The organism is Cupriavidus sp. 207A1 (assembly GCF_057798955.1).
Genome location: NZ_JBYOJO010000007.1, coordinates 343,591 through 366,199, shown reverse-complemented (window position 1 = coordinate 366,199; position 22,609 = coordinate 343,591). Strand labels below are relative to the sequence as shown.

The following is a 22,609-nucleotide window of genomic DNA, read 5'->3' as shown; positions in this document are numbered from 1 at the left end:
CGACCACTGCGGCAAACCGGGATGCCGCTTTCGTGACTTCGGAAGGATGGGAGGGAAGTGGCGGATGGTCAAGCCCCGCGAGAGCAAAACAGCGATACCTTGCGCCCGCAAGTGCCGTTGCGGCAGGGCAACAATAGTGCCTTATACGCCGCTCTCTCTTTCTCTCTCGATTCAGACGCCGAGGTAGCGGTCCAGCGCTTCGGGCTTGCCGGCCAGGTCAGAGGCGGGGCCGGACAGCACGACCCGGCCCTTTTCCAGCACCACGGCACGGTCGGCGTGGGCCAGCACCGAGCGGAAATTGCGGTCGACCACCACCGAGGCGATACCGGTGGCCCGCACCGTGGCGATGACGGCCCAGATCTCGCGGACGATGCGCGGCGCCAGTCCTTCGGTGGCCTCGTCCAGCACCAGGCAGTCAGGATTGGTCATCAGCGCGCGGCCGATCGAGAGCATCTGCTGCTCGCCGCCGGACAGTTGCTGGCCGCCATGAGACAGGCGCTCCTTCAGGCGCGGGAACAGGTCGAGCACGCGCGCCTCGTCCCAGTCGTTGCGGCCATTGCAGCCCTGGCGCGCCGCCATCAGCAGATTCTCGCGCACCGACAGGCTCGGGAAGATGCCGCGCCCCTCCGGCACGTAGGCCACCCCCAGCCGCGCGACCTCGAACGGCTGCGCGCGCGAGAGATCGCGGCCGGCCACCAGGATCCGGCCCTGGCGCTGGCGCACGTGGCCGAGCAGCGTGCGCAACAGCGTGCTCTTGCCCATGCCGTTGCGCCCCAGCAGCCCGACCGTCTCGCCCGCGCCGACGGTGAAGTCGATGTCGCGCAGCACGTGGCTGGAGCCATACCAGGCGTTGATGCCGGTGGCCTCGATCATCGGCGTGGCCGCAGCCGCCGCGGAGTTCTGCAGGTTCATGCGGCCTCGTCCTCTTCCTCGCCCAGGTAGGCCACCTGGACTTCGTGGTTGGTGCGGATCGCCTGCGGGCTGCCGGTGGCGATCACGGCGCCGTTGACCATCACGGTGATGCGGTCCGCGACCGAGAACACCGCGTCCATGTCATGCTCCACCAGCAGGATGGCGTGGCCTTCGCGCAGGCCGCGCAGCAGCGCCAGCATCCGCGCCGACTCTTCCGCGCCCATGCCGGCCAGCGGCTCGTCCAGCAACAGCGCGACCGGCTGCGTGGCCAGGCACATCGCCACTTCCAGCTGGCGCTTCTGCCCGTGCGCGAGGTCGCTGGCGCGCCGGTCCGCCAGGTGCTCCAGCCCGGCGCGCTCCATGGCCTCGTCGGCCAGCGTCGCGGCGGTGCGGCAGCCCTGGGCGCTTTCCCACACCCGCCACGCGCGCTGCGCGCGCGACTGCGCCGCCAGCCGGCAGTTCTCGCGCACCGTCAGCGGCAGGAAAATGTTATTGCGCTGGTAGCTGCGCCCCACGCCATGGCGCGCCAGCCGCGGCTGCGACCAGCCGGTCACGTCCTCGCCCTTCAGGCGCAGCCGGCCCGAGGAAGGCGGCAGTTCGCCGGACAGCATATTGATCAGGGTCGACTTGCCCGCGCCGTTGGTACCGATCACGGCGTGGATCTCATGCAGCGCCAGCGTCAGGTCGACCCCCGCGACGGCGGTCAGGCCGCCGAAGCGGCGCGTCAGCTGCTGCGCCTCCAGGATAGGGGTGGCGGGCGCGTTCATGCGGCCTCCGTATGGCTGCGCGGCTCGGCGGCGGCTTCGTCGGTGCCAGAGCCGGCATCGCCATTGCGGCGGCGCCGGCGTCCGTGCCGCAGCACCGACGGCAGGCTCACCAGCCCGCGCGGCAGCAGCGCCACCGCGACAATGATGAAGCCGCCCATCAGCAGCTGCCAGTGCTTGGTCAGGGTACTGAACCACTCGGCCAGCAGCACGAACGAGAACGCGCCCAGCACCGCGCCGGCGAGGCTGCCGACGCCGCCCAGGATCACCATCAGCATGGCGTTGCCGGACTGGTGCCACGACGCGATTTCCGGATTGACGAAGCCGAACTGGATCGCATAGAGAAACCCGGCCAGGCCCGCCAGCAGCCCGCCCGCGACAAAGGCACCAAGCTGGTAGCGATAGGTGGCATAGCCGGCCGCGCGCATGCGCTGCTCGTTGTGGCGGATGCCGACCAGCGCGTGGCCGAAGCGCGAGCGCAGCACCAGCATCAGCACCGCCACGGTCGCCAGCAGGCCCAGCCACACCAGCCAGTAGAAGTGCATCGGGTCGTTCACCGTCAGCAGGTGCTCGCCGGGCACGGGGAATTCCGGACGGAAGTAGATATAGGTGCCGTCGCTGCCGCCCGCGACCTTGGTGTCGTGGAACACGAAGTACACCATCTGCGCGAACGCCAGCGTCACCATGATGAAATACACGCCGCGCGTGCGCAGCACCAGCGCGCCCACCACCAGCGCCAGCGCGGCCGATGCCGCCAGCGCGCCGGCCAGCAGCACCCAGCCGTTGCCAGGGCCGCTCTGCGGCGCCAGCATGGCGGTGGCGTAGGCGGCCATGGCGAAATAGGCGGCATGGCCCAGGCTGACCAGCCCGGTGTAGCCGATCAGCAGCTGCAGCGAGAGCGCGAAGATCGCCATGATCATCACCTTGCTGAGCAGCTCGATATAGAACTTGTGGCTGTCCGCGGTCAGCAGCAGCGGCAGCCCGGCCAGCACCGCGAAAGCCACCACCCAGCCCAGCGCGGTGGCCAGCGTGGCGTTGCGCGCAGCGTGCCGGCGCGCCGGCAATGTCGTCGGATTCATGTCACCCCGCCTTGAACAGCCCCTGCGGCTTCCACAGCAGGATCACCGCCATCAGCAGGTAGATCAGCACGCCGGCTGCCTCCTGCCAGAACACCTTGCCGAAGGTATCGACAAAGCCCAGCAACAGCGACGCCACCAGCGCGCCCTTGACCGAGCCGATGCCGCCGATCACCACCACCACGAAGCAGACGATCAGCACCTGCGCGCCCATGCCGGGATAGACCGACGACACCGGCGCCGCGATCATGCCGGCCAGCACCGCCAGCGCCACGCCGAGCGCGAACACAAAGCGGTACAGCACGGTGATATTGATGCCAAGCGACTGCACCATCTCGCGGTTGGTGGCGCCGGCGCGGATCATCATGCCCAGGCGCGTGCGGCGGATCACGTAGTACATCGCCAGCGCCACCACCAGGCAGATGGCGGAGATGAACAGGCGGTACACGGGATACGTCATGTCATTGCCGATCGGCAGCGCGCCGTCGAGCAGCGCCGGCACCTGCACGCCGTGCACGTCATCGCCGACCAGGATGCTGCGCAGCTCCTCGAACACCAGGATCAGGCCATAGGTCATCAGCACCTGCTGCAGGTGGTCGCGCTCGTACAGGTAGCTGAAGAAGGCCCATTCCAGCACGTAGCCGAACGCCACCGCCAGCACGATGCCCAGCGGGATGGCGATGAACAGGTTGCCGGTCAGTCCGGCCAGCGTGAAGGCCAGGTAGGCGCCCAGCATGTAGAAGCTGCCGTGGGCCAGGTTGATCACGCCCATGATGCCGAAGATCAGCGTCAGGCCGCTGGCGACCAGGAACAGCAGCAGGCCGTACTGGACGCTGTTCAGGCACTGGATGAGGAAGGAGACGATGTCCATGCGGGCAATACATCAAGGAACCGATAGCGCCACGCATGCTGGTGGCAAGCTCCCTCTCCCGCGCCTGGGAGAGGGGCGCAAACACGCGGGTGTTGAAGCGCTTACAGCCGGCAGCCGCGCGCCGGATCGGCCAGCGCCTTCACCGCCACCGCACTGACCTTGTTCTCGCGCCCGTCAACCTTGCGCAGGTAGAAGTCCTGAACCGGGTTGTGCGCCTTGGACAGCGTGAAGGTGCCGCGCGGGCTGTCGATCCTGGCGCCGCCCATGGCCTTGTACAGGTCGGCCTTGCGCGTCATGTCGCCCTTCACCGCGGTCGCGCCGGCCGCCAGCAGCTGCGCGGCATCGTAGCCCTGCACCGCGTACACGTCGGGCTGCAGCTTGTAGGTCTTGGCGTAGTCCAGGCGGAAATTCTTGTCGCGCGCGTTGCTCAGGCCGTCGGCGTAATGCAGCGTGGTCTCCAGGCCCTGCGCGGCGTTGCCCTGCGCCTCGAGCGTGCCGTCGGTCAGGAAGCCCGAGCCATACAGCGGAATCTTGTCCTTCAGCCCGGCCGCGGCCCAGTCCTTGACGAACTTGACCGCGCCCCCGCCGGCAAAGAACACGAACACGGCATCGGGCTTGAGCGATGCCACTTCGGTGATCAGCGCCTGGAACTCGACATTGGGGAACGGCAGGCTCAGCTCCTTCACCACCTTGCCGCCCTTGGCCTCGAACGCTTCCTTGAAGCCCTTGACCGACTGCTCGCCGGCAGCGTATTTCCAGGTCAGCGTCACCACCTTCTTCAGGCCGCGTTCGCCCAGCACCTGGCCCATGGCATAGCCCGGCTGCCAGTTCGAGAACGAGGTGCGGAAGATGTTGGGCCCGCACAGCGGTCCGGTGGCCTCGTCGACGCCGGCGTTGGGAATGATCAGCAGCGTGTTGTTTTCCTTGGCCACCTTGACGATGCCCATCTGCACGCCGGAATGCACCGTGCCGACCACCACGTCGACCTGGTCGCGCTTGACCAGCTTGGTGGCATTCTCAGGCGCCTTGGCCGGATCGGACTCGTCGTCGACCTTGAAGTACTCGATCTCGCGCCCGCCCAGCTTGCCGCCCTGCTGCTGCACGTACATGCGGAAGCCGTTTTCGATGGCGTTGCCCAGCGCGGCGTAGGTGCCGGTGTACGGCAGCATGAAGCCGACCTTGATCTTGCCGCCGGCGGGGGCGCCGGTCGCGGGGGCCGCGGTCTGCGCGGACGCGCCGGCCATGGCAAAGACGGTGGCGACGGCAAGGCAGGCAGGCGCAAGCCTGCGCGATGGGAAGCGACGCATGGTGTCTCCTGGTGGTCAAGCCGGTTGGCTCGCTGGACCGTTGCCGGTCACCCCTGCCCTTGCCACGGGCCGCCGGCGCATCTGGCACCGGGAACCCCTGCGCAATCGGCGGGAAGCCGAATTATTTTAGGTTTGAAGTATATGCGTTTATATGCCGAACCGCGGCCAGCGTCAACGGATCTTTTTGGTCGCGATGGGGCGAATGTCCGCATCGCGCGAGTTTAAGCAAGGTGGTCTGGGGGGCATATCGATGGATACCCTCGATCTGCGCCATGGTGCCGTACTCGTCGTCCTCGCCCTGCACCGCCAGCACCGGGCATCGGATGCCGGACAGCAGCGGCCGCAGGTCCCAGGCGCGGAATTCAGGGTCGAGCCAGATATCGTTCCAGCCCCAGAACGCCGAATCGACATCCGCGTGGTGGCGCGCCAGCCGCTCGCGCAGGTCGGTTTCGAGATAGGCCTGGCGCGTCGCCGCGATGCTTTGCACCGACAGGTCTTCGACCACGATATGGGGCGCCAGCACGGTGATGCCCGCCACCGCACGCGCAAAGCTGGCAGCGTGGATCAGCGCGATCGAGCCGCCGTCGCTGTGGCCGAGCAGCCAGGGCGTGCCGTGCGCGCGTCCGGGTCCGATTTCGAGCGCATCGAACAACGCGGGCAACGCCTCGCGCGCCTGCCGGTGCATGAAATCGGGGCGCCACTTCTGGTCGTGCGGCCGCGGCGTGGAGCGACCGTAGCCGTAGCGGGAAAACACCAGCCCGCGGTAATCGCCGGCCTCGCAGAAGTCCAGCGGAAAGTCGCGCCACATGCTGACCGAGCCCAGGCCCTCGTGCAGGAACACCACCAGCGGGCGCTGCGCGCGCTGCGGGCGCAGCCACTGGTATTCGATCTGGATGCGGCGGTTGTCGAACGGAATCTCGACCAGGCTGCTGGGCATGGACATCTTGTCTGGTTGCATCGGTTAAGGAAGTTCAGCCGCGCGCGGCCTGCTCGCGCTGGCGCAGGCGGAAGCGCTGGATCTTGCCGGTCGCGGTCTTGGGCAGTTCCGGCACGCATTCGATCTGGCGCGGGTACTTGTACGGCGCCAGGCGCGACTTGATGAAGGCCTGCAGTTCCGCCGCCATGCCGTCGTGCCACTGCTGGCCGGGCCGCAGTACCACGAACGCCTTGGGCTTGACCAGTTCGTCGGCGTCCGTCACGCCGATCACCGCTGCTTCCAGCACGGCCGGATGCTGTGCCAGCGCTGCCTCGACCTCGAACGGCGAGACGTAGATGCCGCCGACCTTGAGCATGTCGTCGCTGCGGCCGGCGTAGGTGTAGTAGCCGTCCGCATCGCGCAGATACTTGTCGCCGCTGCGGGTCCAGGCGCCGACAAAGGTCTCGCGGCTCTTGTCGCGGTTGCACCAGTACATCAGCGCGGCGCTCGGGCCCTTGATGTAGAGCTCGCCGATCTCGCCGGCGGCGCACGGCTGGCACTGCTCGTCGAGCAGCCTGATTTCGTAGCCGGGGACCGGCACGCCGGTGGTGCCGTAGCGCACCGCGCCCGGCCGGTTCGACAGGAAGATATGCAGCATCTCGGTGGAGCCGATGCCGTCGAGGATGTCGCAGCCGAAATGCGCCAGGAAGCGTTCGCCGATATCGCGCGGCAGCGCCTCGCCGGCCGAGGTGCATACGCGCAAGGCCACCTGCGCTCGCGCCGGCAGCTCGGGCGCGGCCAGCATGCCGGCGAACAGTGTCGGCACGCCGCAGAACAGCGTCGGCTTGTGCTCGCACAGCCGTTTGAACACGGCCGCGGGCGTGGGCCGCTCGGCCATCAGCACGGTGGTGGCGCCGACCGACAGCGGGAAGGTCAGCGCGTTGCCCAGCCCGTAGGCAAAGAACAGCTTGGCCGCGGAGAACACCACGTCGGCCTCGCGAATGCCCAGCACCTGCCGTGCATAGAGGTCGGCGGTATGGAACAGGTTGGCGTGGGTATGCACGGTGCCCTTGGGCCGGCCGGTCGAGCCGGACGAGTAGAGCCAGAACGCCATGTCGTCGGGCCCGGTGCTCGCAGTCGTTGCCGGTGTGCGCGTGCGCGCCAGCATCGCGCCGACGCTGCACGACGGTGCGGCGCCGGCGTGCGGTGCGGCCTGGATCACGGTCGGCGACAGCCCGCTCTTGTCGATCGCGGCCTGCATCACCTGCAGCAGCGGCTCGGACACCACCACCGCGCGTGCGCCGCAGTGTTCGAGCATGTAGGCGTAGTCGTCGGCCGTCAGCAGGGTATTGACCGCCACCGGCACCACGCCGGCCAGCAGGCAGCCGAGGAACACCACCGGAAAATCGACCGTATCCAGCGCGCACAGCAACAGGCGCTCTTCCTGGCGCAAGCCGGCCGCGCGCAGCGCGCCGGCGAAGCGGCGGGCCCGCTCGTCGAGCTCGGCGTAGGTCAGCGCGGTGGTGTCGTCGCGATAAGCGGTCTTGGCCCCGCGGCCGGCCGCGAGGTTGCGCGACAGCAGATCGTCGGCGGCGTTATAGCGTGACGGCGGCGCCGCAATGGCACCAGCGGTGCCGGCCGCGGCCGCGGCAAGGGTGGGGGGCGTCATGTCTGCACTCCTCGGGGTCGCGCGCCGCGGCCCGCTACTGCCCCGCGGGCGCGCGCCGGCACCAGGCCAGTCGCTGTTATGGGGACCGGCCGGAATGGAGCCGGAATCCGCTTGTTGATGCATTTTATTTCACATCAACTATTATGCAACCAAGGGAATGCACTATAGGACAGGGTTCGCGGTCGCAGCCGCCTCCGGCACCACTTGGTGCGGCCCCGCTGAACGTATAATGCGCCCCTGCTTTTGCCCGAGCCTTCATTGGCCGCCTCCAACCCCGACCGACACCATGCGCCGCGATTCCGCACCGCTGCCCGCCGCCAGCGCCGCCGAGGCCGACACCCCTGCCGCGCCCGCTGCCAACGCCGAACGCGACCCCTACCTGACCCGGCTGGGCGAACGCATCCGCTCGCTGCGCGCCTCGCGCGGCATGTCGCGCAAGGACCTTGCGCGCGGCGCGGCCGTGTCCGAACGCTATCTGGCCAATCTGGAAACCGGCACCGGCAATGCCTCGGTGCTGCTGCTGCGGCAGGTGGCGCGCGCGCTCGATGTGCCGTTGCCGGTGGTGCTGGCCGAGGTGGACACCCTCAACGGCCAGCAGGCGTCCGAATTCGCGCAGATGGTCCAGTGGCTGGCGCAATTGCCAGCCAGCGACCTTGCGCGGGTACGCGAAGCCTGCCGCCATGCGCTGGCGCCGGAACAGTCCGGCGATGCGCGCCACCGCCGCATCGCGCTGATCGGCCTGCGCGGCGCCGGCAAGTCGACGCTCGGGCGCGCGCTCGCCGCGGTGCGCGACGTGCCCTTCGTCGAACTGAATACCGTGATCGAGCAGGAAGCAGGCGCCAGCCTGTCCGAGATCCACTCGCTGTACGGGCAGGCCGCCTATCGCCGCTACGAAATGCGCGCGCTGGAGCGGACCCTGCGCGAACACGACCGCATGGTGCTGGCCACCCCCGGCAGCCTGGTGTCGGAGCCGGCCACCTTCAACCTGCTGCTGGCGCAGTGCTACACCATCTGGGTGCGCACCTCGCCCGAAGAGCACATGGCGCGCGTGGTGGCCCAGGGCGACATGCGGCCGATGGAAGGCAACCGCGAGGCCATGGCCGACCTGCGCCGTATCCTCGAAGCGCGCGCGCCGCTGTATGACCGGGCCGACCTGTCGATCGACACCAGCGGCCAGGACGCCGCCGCCTCGCTGCAGCAACTGCGCGCCCGGCTGGAGGCCGCGGGCGCCTGAGCTGCCCCGGCGCAGGCCGACAAAGACGTTGCACCACCCGTCTCCATGCACTATATTTCATCAAAAGCCGCAAGGCACGATAGTGCACTCTGGAGACAGCCATGTCCACGCCGGCAATCGCCCCGCAGCACCCCGGCTCGGCCGACGCGCCCGCGCCGGTCACGTTCGAGCGCCACCCCGACCAGTACCGCCACTGGAAGCTGAACTTCAACGGCCCCATCGCCACGCTGGCGATGGACGTCGACGAGGAAGGCGGCCTGCGTCCGGGCTATGCGCTCAAGCTCAATTCATACGACCTCGGCGTCGACATCGAACTGCACGACGCGCTGCAGCGCATCCGCTTCGAGCACCCCGAGGTGCGCACCGTGGTGCTCACCAGCGCACGCGAGCGCATCTTCTGCTCGGGCGCCAATATCTTCATGCTGGGGCAGTCGTCGCACGCGTGGAAGGTCAACTTCTGCAAGTTCACCAACGAGACCCGCAATGCCATCGAGGACGCCAGCCGGCACTCGGGATTGAAGTTCATCGCCGCCTGCAACGGCACTACCGCCGGCGGCGGCTATGAACTGGCGCTGGCATGCGACGAGATCGTGCTGGTCGACGACCGTTCGTCCGCGGTAAGCCTGCCCGAGGTGCCGCTGCTGGGGGTGCTGCCCGGCACCGGCGGGCTTACGCGCGTAACCGACAAGCGCCATGTGCGCCGCGACCACGCCGACATCTTCTGCACCACCACCGAAGGCGTGCGCGGCCAGCGCGCCAGGGACTGGAAGCTGGTCGACGAGGTGGTCAAGCCGGCGCGCTTCGCCGAATACGTGGCCGAGCGCGCCGCGGCGCTGGCAGCGACCAGCGACCGTCCGCAAGGCCACCACGGCATCACCCTGACGCCGCTGTCGCGCACCATCGAGCCGGACGGCTATCGCTACGAGACCGTGCGCGTGCACGTCGACACCGCCGCGCGCAAGGCCACGCTGACCGTGTTCGGCCCCGACAAGCACCAGCCCGCCGACCTGGCCGGCGTGGTCGCGGCGGGCGCGCAATGGTGGCCGCTGAAGATGGCGCGCGAACTCGACGACGCCATCCTGACGTTGCGCACCAACCATCTCGACCTCGGCATCTGGGTCCTGAAGACCGATGGCGACCCCGCCGCGGTGATGGCGGCCGATGCCCTGCTGCAGGCGCACGCCGGCCACTGGTTCGTGCGCGAGACGCTGGGCATGCTGCGCCGCACGCTGGCGCGGCTGGATGTGTCGTCGCGCAGCCTGATCGCGCTGATCGAACCCGATTCCTGCTTTGCCGGCACGCTGCTGGAACTGGCGCTGGCCGCCGACCGCAGCTACATGCTGCACCTGCCCGACGCCCCCGACGACGCGCCGCGCGTGTTCGTCTCGCCGCTCAACTTCGGCCACTACCCCATGCCCAACGGCCACACCCGGCTGGCCGCGCGCTTCTACGGCGACGAGGCCGCGCTGGGCCCGGTGCGCGACCACATCGGCGCGCCGCTGGACGCGCTCAGCGCCGATTCGCTCGGCCTGATCACCGCGGCGCCGGACGATATCGACTGGGAAGACGAGATCCGCATCGCGCTGGAGGAACGCGCCAGCTTGTCGCCGGATGCGCTGACCGGGCTGGAAGCCAACCTGCGCTTCGGCGGCGCCGAGACCATGGAGACCCGCATCTTCGGCCGGCTCACCGCCTGGCAGAACTGGATCTTCCAGCGCCCCAACGCCGTCGGCGAGCACGGCGCGCTGAAGGTCTTCGGCAGCGGCAACAAGGCCCGCTTCGACTGGGATCGCGTCTAGCGCGCCCGCAAGACACAGGAGACCAGGACGTGAGCATCGACTACAGCCAGAAGATCCCCAACAACGTCAACCTGTCCGACGACCGCGCGCTGCAGCGCGCGCTGGAACACTGGCAACCCGCCTTCCTCGACTGGTGGCGCGACATGGGGCCCGATGGCTCGCACGACTTCGAGGTGTACCTGCGCACCGCGGTGTCGGTCGATCCATCGGGCTGGGCGCATTTCGATCACGTCAGGATGCCGGACTACCGCTGGGGCATCTTCCTGCAGCCGGCCGATCCCGAGCGTCGCATCCACTTCGGCGAGCACAAGGGCGAGGCCGCGTGGCAGGAGGTGCCGGGCGAGCACCGTGCCAACCTGCGCCGCATCATCGTGACCCAGGGCGACACCGAACCCGCCTCGGTCGAGCAGCAGCGCCATCTCGGGCTGAGCGCGCCGAGCCTGTACGATCTGCGCAACCTGTTCCAGGTCAACGTCGAAGAAGGCCGCCACCTGTGGGCGATGGTGTACCTGCTGCACCGCTATTTCGGCCGCGACGGCCGCGAGGAAGCCGAGGCGCTGCTGGCGCGCCGCTCCGGCGACCAGGACAACCCGCGCATCCTCGGCGCCTTCAACGAACGCACGCCGGACTGGCTGTCGTTCTTCATGTTCACCTATTTCACCGACCGCGACGGCAAGTTCCAGCTGTGCGCGCTGGCCGAGTCCGGCTTCGATCCGCTGGCGCGCACCACGCGCTTCATGCTGACCGAGGAAGCGCACCACATGTTCGTGGGCGAATCGGGCGTTTCGCGCGTGATCCAGCGCACCTGCGAGGTCATGCGCGAGCGCGGCATCGACGATCCGGCCGAGGTGCGCGCCGCCGGCGTGATCGACCTGCCGACCATCCAGCGCTACCTGAACTTCCACTACAGCGTCACCATCGACCTGTTCGGCGCCGACCAGTCATCGAACGCCGCCACCTTCTACAGCGCGGGGCTGAAGGGACGCTTCGAGGAGGGCAAGCGCGCCGACGACCATGTGCTCAAGGGCGAGGTCTACCGCGTGCTGGAGGTGCGCGACGGCCGCCTTGGCGAGCGCGAGGTGCCGATGCTCAACGCCCTCAACGAAGTGCTGCGCGACGACTACATCAAGGACGGCATGGGCGGCGTGGCGCGCTGGAACAAGGTCTTCGAAAAGGCCGGCATCCCGTTCCGCCTGAGCGTGCCGCACAAGGCCTTCAATCGCAAGATCGGCACGCTGGCCAACGTCCATGTCTCGCCCGACGGCAGGCTGATATCGGAAGCCGAATGGAAGGCCAGCGAGCGCGACTGGCTGGCGACCGACGAAGACCGCGCCTTCGTCGCCTCGCTGATGGGCCGCGTCACCGAGCCCGGCAAGTACGCCAACTGGATCGCGCCGCCGGCGGTGGGCATCAATCGCCAGCCGATGGATTTCGAATACGTGCGCTTCAACTGAAACCAGATACGCCATGGGCGCCCCCGACATCATCAAGCAGCATCTGATCGATCCGGAAATCTGCATTCGCTGCAACACCTGCGAAGACACCTGCCCGATCGACGCCATCACCCATGACGACCGCAACTACGTGGTCCGGGCCGACGTTTGCAACGGCTGCAACGCCTGCCTGTCGCCCTGCCCGACCGGCGCCATCGACAACTGGCGCACCATGCTGCGCGGCCAGGCCTACCCGATCGAGGCGCAGCTGCTGTGGGACGAACTGCCGGCCGAGCTGCCGTTGCCGGAGCTGGACAGCGCGGACCAGACCGCGCCGGCCACCGCCGGCAGCGGCACCACCACGGCCGACGACGCCGCGATCCAGGCGGTCGAGACCAGCCGCCATACCTCGCCGCGCGCACCGTGGTCGGCCGCCCATCCCTATGTGAACCTGCACGGCGTGCGCGTCCCGGTGACCGCCACCGTGGCCGGCAATTACCGGCTCACCGCCGCGGATGCCTCGAGCGACATCCACCATATCGTGCTGGATCTCGGCACCCACTTTTTCCCGATCCTGGAGGGCCAGTCGATCGGCATCGTGCCACCCGGAACCGATGCCGCCGGCAAGCCGCACTACATCCGCATGTATTCGGTCGCCAGCCCGCGCGACGGCGAGCGCCCGGGCTATAACAACCTCGCGCTGACGGTGAAGCGGGTCGAGCAGGACCACGACGGCAAGGCGGTGCGCGGCGTGGCGTCGAACTACCTGTGCGACCTGGCCAAGGGCGACACGGTGCAGGTGGTGGGCCCGTTCGGCTCGACCTTCCTGATGCCCAACCACGCCGAGGCCAGCGTGATGATGATCTGCACCGGCACCGGGTCGGCACCGATGCGCGCCATGACCGAGCGCATGCGCCGCAACCTGGCGCAATTCAGCGGGCGTCGCCTGCTGTTCTTCGGCGCGCGCAATGCCGCCGAACTGCCCTACTTCGGCCCGCTGCTGAAGCTGCCCAGGGACTTCCTCGACATCCACTTCGCCTTCTCGCGCGACCCGGCCACGCCGCGCCGCTATGTCCAGGACGCGATCCGCGAAGCCGCCGACAGCGTTGCCGCGCTGCTTGGCGACGCCAACGGCCATGTCTATATCTGCGGCCTGAAAGGCATGGAGGAAGGCGTGCTGGCGGCATTTGAAACGGTCTGCGCCGGCGCCGGTCTTAACTGGAAGGCGCTGGAAACCACCATGAAGGCCGAAGGACGGCTGCATATCGAAACCTATTAGCCGCGACCCGGGCAACCGCCCGCGCGGCGCCACGGATCTTTTGGGGCAGCCCCTTCCCTTCTGAAATTCATCGCCTATAATCTTTCTGAAGAAACAGGAGCATAGGCGATGCAATCGAGGCGGATTCCCGAAACCGATCCCGCCGGCGGCCCCGACCCCGGCACCACGCTGACCAAGGCGGTCATGCGCGCCGCGGGCTTCCTGGGCATCAGCCAGGCCATGGTGGCAAGCGTGCTGGGCATCAGCACCGCCTCGGTCTCGCGCATGGCGTCGGGCGGCTATGTGCTCGACGCGCACCGCAAGGAGTGGGAGTTCGGCGTCTTGTTCGTGCGCCTGTTCCGCTCGCTCGACGCCATCCTGGGCCACGGCGACCAGGCCCGCCTGTGGCTGACCAACGACAACCTCGCGCTGGGCGCCAAGCCGCTTGAACTGATCCGCACAACCGAAGGTCTGGTCCGTGTCGTTCACTACCTGGACGCCACCCGCGGTCGCATCTGAGCGCCGGCAGTTCGCGCTCACGCTGTGGCGGGCGGTGGAAGCCCAGCATGTGGTCTCCACCATGCCGCTGGTCGACAGCCTGGAGGAACAGGCGGTGCTGGAAGCGGTGCTCGACGCCGGCAAGCCGGCCGTGCCCCTGGAGGCACGCCATCTGCACTATCTGCTGTTCACCCCGTTCCGCTACCCGTCCTCCCCGTGGGGCTCGCGCTTCCGCGCCAGCCAGGACCCGGGCGTGTTCTATGGCGCCAACGAGATCCGCACCGCCTGCGCCGAGCTCGGCTACTGGCGCTGGCGCTTTCTCAACGACAGCCCGGCGCTACCCCGCATCGACGCACGCGCGCAGACGCTGTTCGAAGTGCGGGTCGAGACCTCCGGGGTGGCGCTCGACCAGCCGCCGTTCGACCGCGACCGCGCCGCCTGGACCGATCCGGACAACCACGAACCCTGCCAGGCGTTCGGCCGCATCGTGCGCGAAGCCGGCCTCGGCATGATCCGCTACACCTCGGTGCGCGATCCGCAGCACGGGCCCTGCGGCGCGGTGCTGACGCCGCGCGCGTTCTCGCACCCGACACCGCTCGCCACCACCACGTGGATGCTGACCGTGCGCCGCGACCGCGTGATCTGGCAGCGCGACGACCTGCAGCAGCGCGACAGCTTCGAGTTCGAGGCCGCGCTGTGGCAGCGCACAAGCGATACCCCCGAGGCGCGCTGAACCTCTGCCCCGCCGCGGCGATCTAATCGTTATGGCATGTGGCAATGCGCATCGCCCACAGGTTTTGTTAAACAGGTGTTGCATTGCGCAACCAGATGCCATATAATCTTTTCTTCGACGGACGCGGGGTGGAGCAGTTGGCAGCTCGTCGGGCTCATAACCCGAAGGTCGCAGGTTCAAGTCCTGCCCCCGCAACCAACCGCACAGATGCTTATCTGTGACGCCGTCGACGCAGACAAACCCGCCTTCGGCGGGTTTTTTGTTTGGTGCCGCCAACCCGCGTCGCGCGGGTGCCGCTGCGGCATGCCGACCGATGGTGCACCACCGCTCCTACGGCCCGCCGGTGCTCTCGGCGGGGGTGATACACTTTCGCCATTCTCCCGGACGCCCCTCATGAAATTCTGCTCGAACTGTGGTCATGCGGTCGTGTTGCGCGTGCCTGACGGCGACAACCGCCCGCGCAGCGTTTGCGACAACTGCGGCACCATCCACTACGTCAATCCCCGCAACGTGGTCGGCACCATCCCGGTCTGGGAAGACAAGATCCTGCTGTGCAAGCGCGCGATCGAGCCCCGCTACGGCTTCTGGACCCTGCCTGCGGGCTTCATGGAGATCGGCGAGACCACCGCCCAGGCGGCCTCGCGCGAAACCCTGGAAGAAGCCGGCGCGCGCGTGCAGGTGGGCGAGCTGTTCTCGATCCTGAACGTGCCGCATGTGCACCAGGTGCACCTGTTCTACCTCGCCACGCTCGACGACCTCGACATCGCGCCCGGCGAGGAAAGCCTGGAAGTGAAGCTGGTGGCTGAGGCCGATGTGCCCTGGGATGAACTGGCCTTCCCCACCGTGATCCATACCCTGCGCTGCTTCTTTGCCGACCGCGCCGCCGGCCGGCTGCAGGACGGCAGCTTCCGGCTGCACAGCCTGGACATCGACAAGCCCATGCGCCCGCTGACCAGCCGGGCCACGGTCACGCCCTGAGCGGCAGGCCCGCCGCGCACCGCCCTCCGGCGCAGCCCGCATGATTGCCTGGCTGGACCCGCAAGATCCGTTTCCCCCGGTCGAGCACGCGCTCGGGCCGGATTCCGAGGCCCCCGGCCTGCTTGCCGCCAGCCGCGAGCTGTCGCCGCAGCGGCTGCTGCTGGCGTATCGCCAAGGCATCTTCCCGTGGTATTCGAGCGGCCAGCCGGTGCTGTGGTGGAGCACCGATCCGCGCATGGTGCTGGCGCCGCCGGCGCTGCGCGTCTCGGCCAACCTGCGCAAGACGCTGCGGCGCGTGCTGCGCGATGCCGACTGGGAAATCCGCGTCGACCACGATTTCCTGGCGGTGATGCGCGCCTGCGCGAGCACGCCGCGCGAGGGCCAGGACGGCACCTGGATCACCGATGCCATCGTCGCCGCGTACGGCACCCTGCACCGCAACGGCCTGGCGCACTCGGTCGAGAGCTGGTACCGCGGCGAGCGCGTCGGCGGCCTGTATGGCGTGGCGCTGGGGCGGATGTTCTTTGGCGAATCGATGTTTGCGCACCGCACCGACGCGTCCAAGATCGCGCTGGCGGCGCTGTGCGCGTTCCTCGGCAACCACGGCGTGGCGATGATAGACTGCCAGCAGGAAACCGACCACCTGGCTTCGCTGGGTGCGCGCCCCATCCCCCGCGCCGAATTCGTGGCACATGTGCGCGCGGCAACGGCACAGCCGGCGATCAGTCCGTGGCGGTTCGACAAATCGGTGCTGGAGCGCTGGGCCGGGACACCCGCCGCGCCGGCAGCCTGAATCCCTGGCACGGGTGCCGACGCTGACGCTGCGGACCACCGTGCCAACCGCGCCGTCCCGCCCCGGAGCACCCTGAGTCATGAGCAAGCTGAAGGAACTACCGCTGTCCGCGCTGCAGTTCTATGCCACGGCGCCCTACGCTTGCAGCTATCTCGACGGGCGCATGGCGCGCTCCCAGGTGGCCACGCCGGCGCACCTGATCAATGCCGACGTCTATTCGCGCCTGGTGCGCGCGGGCTTCCGCCGCAGCGGCATCTTCACTTACCGGCCCTATTGCGACGATTGCCACGCCTGCACGCCGTGCCGGGTGCTGGTCGATCAGTTCACCCCGGACCGCTCGCAGCGCCGCGCATGGAACCGCCACCAGCACCTGCAGGCGCTGGTGGCGCCGCTGACCTACGTCGAAGAGCACTATTCGCTGTACCTGCTGTACCAGTCGATGCGCCATGCCGGCGGCGGCATGGACCAGGACAGCCGCGACCAGTACGAGCAGTTCCTGCTGCAGAGCCGCGTCAACTCGCGCCTGGTCGAGTTCCGCGACCCCCCCGGCTCGCCCGAGGCCGGCCGGCTGCGCATGGTCAGCATGATCGACGTGCTCGACGACGGGCTGTCGTCGGTCTACACCTTCTACGATCCGCTCGAACGCAACGCCAGCTACGGCACCTACAACATCCTGTGGCAGATCCGCCAGACCCATGCGCTAGGCCTGCCGCACCTGTACCTGGGCTACTGGATCGCCGACAGCCGCAAGATGGCCTACAAGGCGCGCTTCCGGCCGCTGCAGGTGCTGACCGGCAACCACTGGCACGCGTTCGAGGACGTCGCCGCCGAAGCCCCGGAAGCCGCTGCGCCGGTGCCGCCCGCGACGCAGCCGTAGCCCGGCTCGGCCGCGGGCCACCGCCACGGCCGCCCTCGCGGACGGGCCAGCCGCTACAATGCCGCCCTGGTCCCGACTTCCGCGCCGCCCCGGCGGCCGCCTGCCCACGTGCTCAACGCGCTCTACCCCCTGTTTCGCCCCGCCCTGTTCTCGATGGATGCCGAGGACGCCCACCATTTCACGCTGAACAACCTGCTGCGCGCCCACCGCATGGGCCTGGGCGGCTGCATCGGCAATCGCATCGCCGACGACCCGCGCACGGTCATGGGGGTGCGCTTTCCCAACCCGGTCGGCCTGGCCGCCGGGCTGGACAAGGACGGCGCCTATATCGACGGCCTCGCCGCGCTCGGCTTCGGCTTTATCGAGGTGGGCACGGTCACGCCGCGCGCGCAGCCGGGCAACCCGCGCCCGCGCATGTTCCGGCTGCCGCAGGCGGATGCGCTGATCAACCGCATGGGCTTCAACAACGGCGGCGTCGATGCCTTCGTCGCCAATGTGCAGGCGTCGCGCTGGAAGGCCGAGGGCGGCGTGCTGGGGCTGAATATCGGCAAGAACGCCGATACCCCGATCGAGCGCGCCAACGACGACTACCTGTACTGCCTGGAGCGCGTCTATCCGCACGCCAGCTATGTGACGGTCAACATCTCGTCGCCCAACACCAAGAACCTGCGCCAGCTGCAGGGCGCGAGCGAGCTCGACAGCCTGCTGTCGACGCTGAAGGCCGCGCAGCAGCGCCTGGCCGACCAGCACAAGCGCTATGTGCCGCTGGCGCTGAAGATTGCGCCGGATCTCGACGCCGACCAGATCGGCAATATCGGCGACGCGCTGGTGCGCCACCAGATCGATGGCGTGATCGCCACCAACACCACCATCTCGCGCGAGGCGGTCAAGGGCCTGCCGCATGCCGACGAAGCCGGCGGCCTGTCGGGGCGCCCGGTGTTCGAAGCCTCGACCCGCGTGGTGCGCGCGCTGCACGGCGTGGTCGGCGACGCGGTGCCGATCATCGGCGTGGGCGGCATCTTCGGCGGCGCCGACGCGCGCGCCAAGACCGACGCCGGGGCCAGCCTGGTGCAGGTCTACAGCGGCCTGATCTACCGCGGCCCGGCGCTGGTACGCGAGTGCGCCGCCGCGCTGCGCGGCTGAGCGCGACGGGGCCGGCCCAAGGCCCCGATCCTACCCGGCCGATGCGCCACCCGCACCGCCCGGGTCGAGGAAAACCTCGACACCCTGGTGACACGCAATTGCATGAAGATGCGGCCGCCGCAATCAGGGTAATCCACAAGCAAATCCCGGTTCCCGCGCAATAAAATGCGCCTCGATGGCGGATAGCGGGCGTCTGGCAGCATCGGATGCCCCACTTCCGCATGATGACTATCCATTTCGTGCGCGGGAAGTGGTATCCTCGCAGGCTTATCGCTGTCGCATCCGACGCGTCCGCGCACGCTCCCTCCCGCCGCAGGAAGCCGCCGCGCCCGCCCGGACCGGCACCGTGCGCCAGCATGCGCGCGGGCCAGGACGGCTGACCGAACCATCCGCGGCCGTATCCAATCCAGAACCGAGTTTCGGGGGAGCACACATAATGAAATCCACCAAGGGTCTCGCAGCATCCAAGTCCATCCTGGGCGGCGCCGTGGCGCTGGCACTGCTGTACGGCGGCGCCGTGCAGGCCCAGACCGTCAAGGTGCTGTCGATCGTCGACCATCCCGCGCTGGACGCCATCCGCGACGGCGTGCGCGCAGAGCTGAAGGCGGCCGGCTATGACGCCGACAAGAGCCTGAAGTGGGAATACCAGAGCGCCCAGGGCAACACCGGCACCGCCGCGCAGATCGCGCGCAAGTTCGTCGGCGACAACCCCAACGCCATCGTCGCCATCGCCACGCCGTCGGCGCAGGCCGTGGTGGCCGCCACCAAGACCGTGCCGGTGGTGTACTCGGGCGTGACCGATCCGGTCGCGGCGCAGCTGGTCAAGAGCTGGTCGGCGTCGGGCACCAACGTCACCGGCGTGTCGGACAAGCTGCCGCTGGACAAGCAGGTAGCCCTGATCAAGCGCGTGGTGCCCAAGGCCAAGACCGTGGGCATGGTCTACAACCCGGGTGAAGCCAACTCGGTGGTGGTGGTCAAGGAACTGAGCGCGCTGCTGGCCAAGGAAGGCCTGACGCTCAAGGAAGCCGCCGCGCCGCGCACCGTCGACATCGGCCCGGCCGCCAAGAGCCTGATCGGCAAGGTCGACGTGATCTACACCAACACCGACAACAACGTGGTGTCGGCGTACGAGGCCCTGGTCAAGGTCGCCAACGAATCGAAGATCCCGCTGGTGGCGGCCGATACCGACAGCGTCAAGCGCGGCGCCGTGGCGGCACTTGGCGTCAACTACGGCGACCTGGGCCACCAGACCGGCAAGGTGGTGGTGCGCATCCTGAAGGGCGAGAAGCCGGGCGCGATCGCCTCGCAGACCAGCGACAACCTGGAACTGTTCGTCAACACCGGCGCGGCCGCCAAGCAAGGCGTCACGCTGTCGCCGGAGCTGGTCAAGGAAGCAAAGACCGTCATCAAGTAAGCCCAGCCACGCCCTGCCATGCCGCCGCCGCGAGGCGGCGGATGCGCTGGCCCGGCCTACCCGGCCCGGCCGGAACAGACCAGGGCGAGGCGGCCGGCGGCCCCACCGGGCGTGCCGGGCGCACCGCCCCGAAACCGGCGCCAAGACAGACGCCGGACCCCGCAACAGGATTCCCCCATGTCCCTCTTTTCCCTTCTGGGCGCCCTGGAGATCGGCCTGATCTTCAGCCTGGTGGCGCTCGGGGTGCTGATTTCCTTCCGCATCCTCAATTTTCCCGACCTGACCGTCGACGGCAGCTTCCCGCTGGGCGGCGCCGTGGCCGCGACGTTGATCGCCGCGGGCCAGGACCCGTTCCTGGCGACCGTGGTCGCCATCGCGGCCGGCGCGCTGGCCGGCTGGATCACCGGCTGGCTCAACGTGCGGCTCAAGATCATGGACCTGCTCGCCAGTATCCTGATGATGATCGCGCTGTACTCGGTCAACCTGCGCATCATGGGCCGCCCCAACGTGCCGCTGATCACCGAGCCGACGCTGTTCACCGTGCTGCAGCCGGAGTGGCTGCCCGACTACGTGCTGCGCCCGCTGGTGCTGTTCGTGGTGGTGGTGGTGGCCAAGGTTGGCCTGGACTGGTTCTTCAGCTCGCAGCTGGGCCTGGCGATGCGCGCCACCGGCGCCAACCCGCGCATGGCCCGCGCCCAGGGCATCCCCACCGGCCGCGCCACGCTGGCCGGCATGGCGCTGTCCAACGCGCTGGTGGCGCTGGCCGGCGCGCTGTTCGCGCAGACCCAGGGCGGCTCCGATATCTCGATGGGCATCGGCACCATCGTGATCGGGCTGGCCGCGGTGATCATCGGCGAGACCATCCTGCCGGCACGCCGGCTGATCTGGACCACGCTGGCGGTGGTGCTGGGCGCCATCCTGTACCGCTTCTTCATCGCGCTGGCGCTGAACAGCGACTTCATCGGCCTCAAGGCGCAGGACCTGAACCTGGTCACCGCCGCGCTGGTGACGATCGCGCTGGTGCTGCCGGCGACGCGCAAGAAGCTCTTTGCCCGCAAGAACGGAGGTGCCTGAGATGCTGCGCGCACAAGACCTGAAGCTCACCTTCAACCCGGGCACCCCGATCGAGACCCGCGCACTGCGTGGCCTCAGCCTGGAAATCCCGAGCGGCCAGTTTGTCGCCGTGATCGGCTCCAACGGCGCCGGCAAGTCGACCTTCCTGAATGCGATCAGCGGCGACCAGATGGTCGACTCGGGCCGCATTACCATCGATGACACCGACGTTACGCGCAAGCCTGCGTGGGACCGCGCCCACCTGGTGGCACGCGTGTTCCAGGACCCCATGGCGGGTACCTGCGAAGCGCTGACGATCGAGGAGAACATGGCGCTGGCGATGGCCCGTGGCAGCCGCCGCGGCTTCCGCCCGGCGCTGAACCGCGCCTCGCGCGAGCTGTTCCGCGAGAAGCTGCGCCTGCTCAACCTGGGCCTGGAAAACCGCCTGACCGACCGCATCGGCCTGCTCTCCGGCGGCCAGCGCCAGGCGGTCAGCCTGCTGATGGCCTCGCTGCAGCCGTCGCGCATCCTGCTGCTGGACGAGCACACCGCCGCGCTGGACCCGAAGACCGCCGCGTTCGTGCTGGAGCTGACCGCGCGCATCGTCGAGGAAAGCAAGCTGACGACGATGATGGTGACGCACAGCATGCGCCAGGCGCTCGACTACGGCCAGCGCACGGTGATGCTGCACCAGGGGCAAGTGGTGCTGGATGTCTCGGGCGACAAGCGCAAGGGGCTGGATGTGCCGGACCTGCTGAAGATGTTCGAGCAGACGCGGCATGAGCAGCTGGATGACGATGCGTTGTTGCTGGGGTGACAGCGCGGGCAAGAAAAAATGCGGGGAGCTTCGGCTCCCCGTTTTTTGTTTAGCGCCGATCAGCGGGCGACGGCAACGGGGCGCGCCATGACGCCCAACTGTGCCGACTGTGCGCTCCCGCTCCCGCTTGCATGCCGGCGATAGCCGATGCGCTGAACTGCCCGGTACGCGACGGCGCGCTCGATCTTACCGCTACGTACGCAGAACAGGCAGCAAGGAAGTGTCGTTTAAACGATAATCAAAAAATCGTGGGATTTTTAAACGGCTGCCGGCCAAATTAAACGTTCACGCCGACCCGCCAGTTGTATCCGGATGGTGTTCAGTCGAACTTTACGTTCGCCGGATACGACGCAGCATTGCCCGCATGGCGTTACCCTGACCTGACTGCGCAGGTCGAGTATATGGCTGATGTCATCGACAGGACCATCAGGCAAGAAATGAGGACGGAGGCCGGTATTCTGCAGGAGTGGACCACCGCTCGGCGGATGGTGAAGGACATCATCGACGGTCCTGACGCCGATATCGATCGGATCATCCGCTCGGTCAGGGACAACCAGGGTACAGTCTCGAACAAGCTCCGAAAGGAGTTCCCTGTTCTCGAAAATGTGGAGATCGTGACAGATCTGGTTGGTGCTCTGAAAACCGCCTTCAAGCATTTCGATGGCGGCTCCCCAACCAGTGAATTGCCTGACGAGCATCGGCTGGCCACGGAACCGGTCCGCACCAAGCGAGAGCCTGAAACTCGGCCGGCCCGGATTCGCGACGCCGAGGATAGCGATTGAGTGAGGGGATAAATTGTTCGGCGAGTATGGAGTCGATGACTGATCACGATGCGTTCGCAGCACTGCAAGCCGAGAACGCCCGCCTGATCGGGCTGATGCGATGACGGTATTCGGTGCGAACTGGCCCAATATCGTCGCCGTGCCGATCCGCACCAAGGTCAATGCCTCGGTGCAGATCTTCCATGTGCAGACGGAGCCGCTGTCGCGGCTGTCGCTGGAATTCGTGGAGACGCTGACGGGGACGATGAAGCGTTAGGCCGCGGCGGCGATTGAAGAAGCGGC

At 68.1% G+C, this 22,609-nt stretch carries 21 protein-coding genes, 1 tRNA gene and 1 pseudogene; 16 read left to right on the top strand and 7 right to left on the bottom strand.

What is annotated here, in order from left to right; genetic code table 11:
* Positions 1–171: 171 nt before the first annotated feature.
* The 7 genes from AC3FMM_RS15910 to AC3FMM_RS15880 all read right to left on the bottom strand — a co-directional run bounded on the left by AC3FMM_RS15910 (position 172) and on the right by AC3FMM_RS15880 (position 7,515).
* The gene (locus tag AC3FMM_RS15910; RefSeq protein ID WP_115709124.1) at positions 172–912 is read right to left on the bottom strand and encodes an ABC transporter ATP-binding protein; all 741 of its coding nucleotides are present in this window, start codon (positions 910–912) and stop codon (positions 172–174) included.
* Positions 909–1,679: an ABC transporter ATP-binding protein gene (locus AC3FMM_RS15905; protein ID WP_116312435.1), complete on the bottom strand. Its 771-nt coding sequence runs from the start codon at positions 1,677–1,679 to the stop codon at positions 909–911. The genes AC3FMM_RS15910 and AC3FMM_RS15905 overlap by 4 nt, the downstream gene beginning before the upstream one ends.
* Entirely contained in the window at positions 1,676–2,755 is a 1,080-nt protein-coding gene (locus AC3FMM_RS15900; protein WP_115709120.1) for a branched-chain amino acid ABC transporter permease, read from the bottom strand. The genes AC3FMM_RS15905 and AC3FMM_RS15900 overlap by 4 nt, the downstream gene beginning before the upstream one ends.
* A gap of 1 nt (position 2,756) precedes the next feature.
* The gene (locus AC3FMM_RS15895; RefSeq protein WP_025582061.1) at positions 2,757–3,623 is read right to left on the bottom strand and encodes a branched-chain amino acid ABC transporter permease; all 867 of its coding nucleotides are present in this window, start codon (positions 3,621–3,623) and stop codon (positions 2,757–2,759) included.
* A gap of 101 nt (positions 3,624–3,724) precedes the next feature.
* Complete coding sequence (locus AC3FMM_RS15890; RefSeq protein ID WP_115709118.1) at positions 3,725–4,930, bottom strand: ABC transporter substrate-binding protein; 1,206 nt, start codon at positions 4,928–4,930, stop codon at positions 3,725–3,727.
* A gap of 121 nt (positions 4,931–5,051) precedes the next feature.
* The gene (locus AC3FMM_RS15885) at positions 5,052–5,867 is read right to left on the bottom strand and encodes an alpha/beta fold hydrolase (protein ID WP_240987708.1); all 816 of its coding nucleotides are present in this window, start codon (positions 5,865–5,867) and stop codon (positions 5,052–5,054) included.
* A 34-nt stretch (positions 5,868–5,901) separates the two neighbouring features.
* Positions 5,902–7,515, bottom strand: a complete 1,614-nt coding sequence (locus AC3FMM_RS15880; protein WP_488686918.1) for a benzoate-CoA ligase family protein — start codon at positions 7,513–7,515, stop codon at positions 5,902–5,904.
* A 286-nt stretch (positions 7,516–7,801) separates the two neighbouring features.
* Between AC3FMM_RS15880 and AC3FMM_RS15875 the strand changes: the two genes are divergently transcribed.
* From AC3FMM_RS15875 to AC3FMM_RS15800, 16 genes and pseudogenes are all read left to right on the top strand, one after another.
* Positions 7,802–8,749 (top strand): helix-turn-helix transcriptional regulator, encoded by a 948-nt coding sequence (locus AC3FMM_RS15875; protein ID WP_116312433.1) that lies wholly within the window; start codon positions 7,802–7,804, stop codon positions 8,747–8,749.
* Between the two features lie 101 nt (positions 8,750–8,850).
* Positions 8,851–10,548, top strand: coding sequence for a 2,3-epoxybenzoyl-CoA dihydrolase (gene boxC / locus AC3FMM_RS15870; protein ID WP_326346857.1), 1,698 nt, complete (start codon positions 8,851–8,853; stop codon positions 10,546–10,548).
* A 29-nt stretch (positions 10,549–10,577) separates the two neighbouring features.
* Positions 10,578–12,002, top strand: a complete 1,425-nt coding sequence (boxB, locus tag AC3FMM_RS15865; protein ID WP_488686917.1) for a benzoyl-CoA 2,3-epoxidase subunit BoxB — start codon at positions 10,578–10,580, stop codon at positions 12,000–12,002.
* Positions 12,003–12,015: 13 nt separating this feature from the next.
* Entirely contained in the window at positions 12,016–13,260 is a 1,245-nt protein-coding gene (boxA, locus tag AC3FMM_RS15860) for a benzoyl-CoA 2,3-epoxidase subunit BoxA (RefSeq protein ID WP_488686916.1), read from the top strand.
* A gap of 108 nt (positions 13,261–13,368) precedes the next feature.
* Complete coding sequence (locus AC3FMM_RS15855; RefSeq protein WP_488686915.1) at positions 13,369–13,758, top strand: antitoxin Xre/MbcA/ParS toxin-binding domain-containing protein; 390 nt, start codon at positions 13,369–13,371, stop codon at positions 13,756–13,758.
* A complete protein-coding gene (locus AC3FMM_RS15850; RefSeq protein WP_488686914.1) occupies positions 13,718–14,470 on the top strand; it encodes an RES family NAD+ phosphorylase in 753 nt (250 codons plus the stop codon). The genes AC3FMM_RS15855 and AC3FMM_RS15850 overlap by 41 nt, the downstream gene beginning before the upstream one ends.
* 122 nt (positions 14,471–14,592) lie before the next feature.
* Positions 14,593–14,668 (top strand) — tRNA-Met (locus AC3FMM_RS15845).
* Positions 14,669–14,863: 195 nt separating this feature from the next.
* Entirely contained in the window at positions 14,864–15,448 is a 585-nt protein-coding gene (locus tag AC3FMM_RS15840; RefSeq protein WP_062798246.1) for an NUDIX hydrolase, read from the top strand.
* A 40-nt stretch (positions 15,449–15,488) separates the two neighbouring features.
* On the top strand, positions 15,489–16,241 hold the full coding sequence (aat, locus tag AC3FMM_RS15835) for a leucyl/phenylalanyl-tRNA--protein transferase (RefSeq protein WP_116312428.1): 753 nt from the start codon (positions 15,489–15,491) through the stop codon (positions 16,239–16,241).
* A gap of 79 nt (positions 16,242–16,320) precedes the next feature.
* Positions 16,321–17,118: an arginyltransferase gene (locus tag AC3FMM_RS15830; RefSeq protein WP_115709098.1), complete on the top strand. Its 798-nt coding sequence runs from the start codon at positions 16,321–16,323 to the stop codon at positions 17,116–17,118.
* A 108-nt stretch (positions 17,119–17,226) separates the two neighbouring features.
* The gene (locus AC3FMM_RS15825) at positions 17,227–18,261 is read left to right on the top strand and encodes a quinone-dependent dihydroorotate dehydrogenase (protein WP_326346855.1); all 1,035 of its coding nucleotides are present in this window, start codon (positions 17,227–17,229) and stop codon (positions 18,259–18,261) included.
* Positions 18,262–18,697: 436 nt separating this feature from the next.
* On the top strand, positions 18,698–19,675 hold the full coding sequence (locus tag AC3FMM_RS15820; RefSeq protein ID WP_092313453.1) for an ABC transporter substrate-binding protein: 978 nt from the start codon (positions 18,698–18,700) through the stop codon (positions 19,673–19,675).
* A 177-nt stretch (positions 19,676–19,852) separates the two neighbouring features.
* On the top strand, positions 19,853–20,749 hold the full coding sequence (locus AC3FMM_RS15815) for an ABC transporter permease (RefSeq protein ID WP_012352597.1): 897 nt from the start codon (positions 19,853–19,855) through the stop codon (positions 20,747–20,749).
* A gap of 1 nt (position 20,750) precedes the next feature.
* Complete coding sequence (locus AC3FMM_RS15810) at positions 20,751–21,545, top strand: ABC transporter ATP-binding protein (RefSeq protein WP_012352596.1); 795 nt, start codon at positions 20,751–20,753, stop codon at positions 21,543–21,545.
* Positions 21,546–21,946: 401 nt separating this feature from the next.
* Positions 21,947–22,327, top strand: a complete 381-nt coding sequence (locus AC3FMM_RS15805) for a hypothetical protein (protein ID WP_488686913.1) — start codon at positions 21,947–21,949, stop codon at positions 22,325–22,327.
* Between the two features lie 94 nt (positions 22,328–22,421).
* Positions 22,422–22,583 (top strand): annotated as a pseudogene (locus AC3FMM_RS15800) (LysR family transcriptional regulator); the annotation flags it as partial.
* Positions 22,584–22,609: the final 26 nt, after the last annotated feature.

Excerpts from the sequence above, each read along its gene's own strand:
- aat (WP_116312428.1), top strand. The coding sequence starts at position 15,489 with ATGATTGCCTGGCTGGACCCGCAAGATCCGTTTCCCCCGGTCGAGCAC.
- AC3FMM_RS15815 (WP_012352597.1), top strand. The coding sequence starts at position 19,853 with ATGTCCCTCTTTTCCCTTCTGGGCGCCCTGGAGATCGGCCTGATCTTC.
- AC3FMM_RS15880 (WP_488686918.1), bottom strand. The coding sequence starts at position 7,515 with ATGACGCCCCCCACCCTTGCCGCGGCCGCGGCCGGCACCGCTGGTGCC.
- AC3FMM_RS15895 (WP_025582061.1), bottom strand. The coding sequence starts at position 3,623 with ATGGACATCGTCTCCTTCCTCATCCAGTGCCTGAACAGCGTCCAGTAC.
- AC3FMM_RS15805 (WP_488686913.1), top strand. The coding sequence starts at position 21,947 with ATGGCTGATGTCATCGACAGGACCATCAGGCAAGAAATGAGGACGGAG.
- AC3FMM_RS15810 (WP_012352596.1), top strand. The coding sequence starts at position 20,751 with ATGCTGCGCGCACAAGACCTGAAGCTCACCTTCAACCCGGGCACCCCG.
- boxC (WP_326346857.1), top strand. The coding sequence starts at position 8,851 with ATGTCCACGCCGGCAATCGCCCCGCAGCACCCCGGCTCGGCCGACGCG.
- AC3FMM_RS15840 (WP_062798246.1), top strand. The coding sequence starts at position 14,864 with ATGAAATTCTGCTCGAACTGTGGTCATGCGGTCGTGTTGCGCGTGCCT.
- boxA (WP_488686916.1), top strand. The coding sequence starts at position 12,016 with ATGGGCGCCCCCGACATCATCAAGCAGCATCTGATCGATCCGGAAATC.
- AC3FMM_RS15855 (WP_488686915.1), top strand. The coding sequence starts at position 13,369 with ATGCAATCGAGGCGGATTCCCGAAACCGATCCCGCCGGCGGCCCCGAC.
- AC3FMM_RS15905 (WP_116312435.1), bottom strand. The coding sequence starts at position 1,679 with ATGAACGCGCCCGCCACCCCTATCCTGGAGGCGCAGCAGCTGACGCGC.
- AC3FMM_RS15830 (WP_115709098.1), top strand. The coding sequence starts at position 16,321 with ATGAGCAAGCTGAAGGAACTACCGCTGTCCGCGCTGCAGTTCTATGCC.
- AC3FMM_RS15820 (WP_092313453.1), top strand. The coding sequence starts at position 18,698 with ATGAAATCCACCAAGGGTCTCGCAGCATCCAAGTCCATCCTGGGCGGC.
- AC3FMM_RS15900 (WP_115709120.1), bottom strand. The coding sequence starts at position 2,755 with ATGAATCCGACGACATTGCCGGCGCGCCGGCACGCTGCGCGCAACGCC.
- AC3FMM_RS15910 (WP_115709124.1), bottom strand. The coding sequence starts at position 912 with ATGAACCTGCAGAACTCCGCGGCGGCTGCGGCCACGCCGATGATCGAG.
- AC3FMM_RS15885 (WP_240987708.1), bottom strand. The coding sequence starts at position 5,867 with ATGCCCAGCAGCCTGGTCGAGATTCCGTTCGACAACCGCCGCATCCAG.
- AC3FMM_RS15875 (WP_116312433.1), top strand. The coding sequence starts at position 7,802 with ATGCGCCGCGATTCCGCACCGCTGCCCGCCGCCAGCGCCGCCGAGGCC.
- AC3FMM_RS15890 (WP_115709118.1), bottom strand. The coding sequence starts at position 4,930 with ATGCGTCGCTTCCCATCGCGCAGGCTTGCGCCTGCCTGCCTTGCCGTC.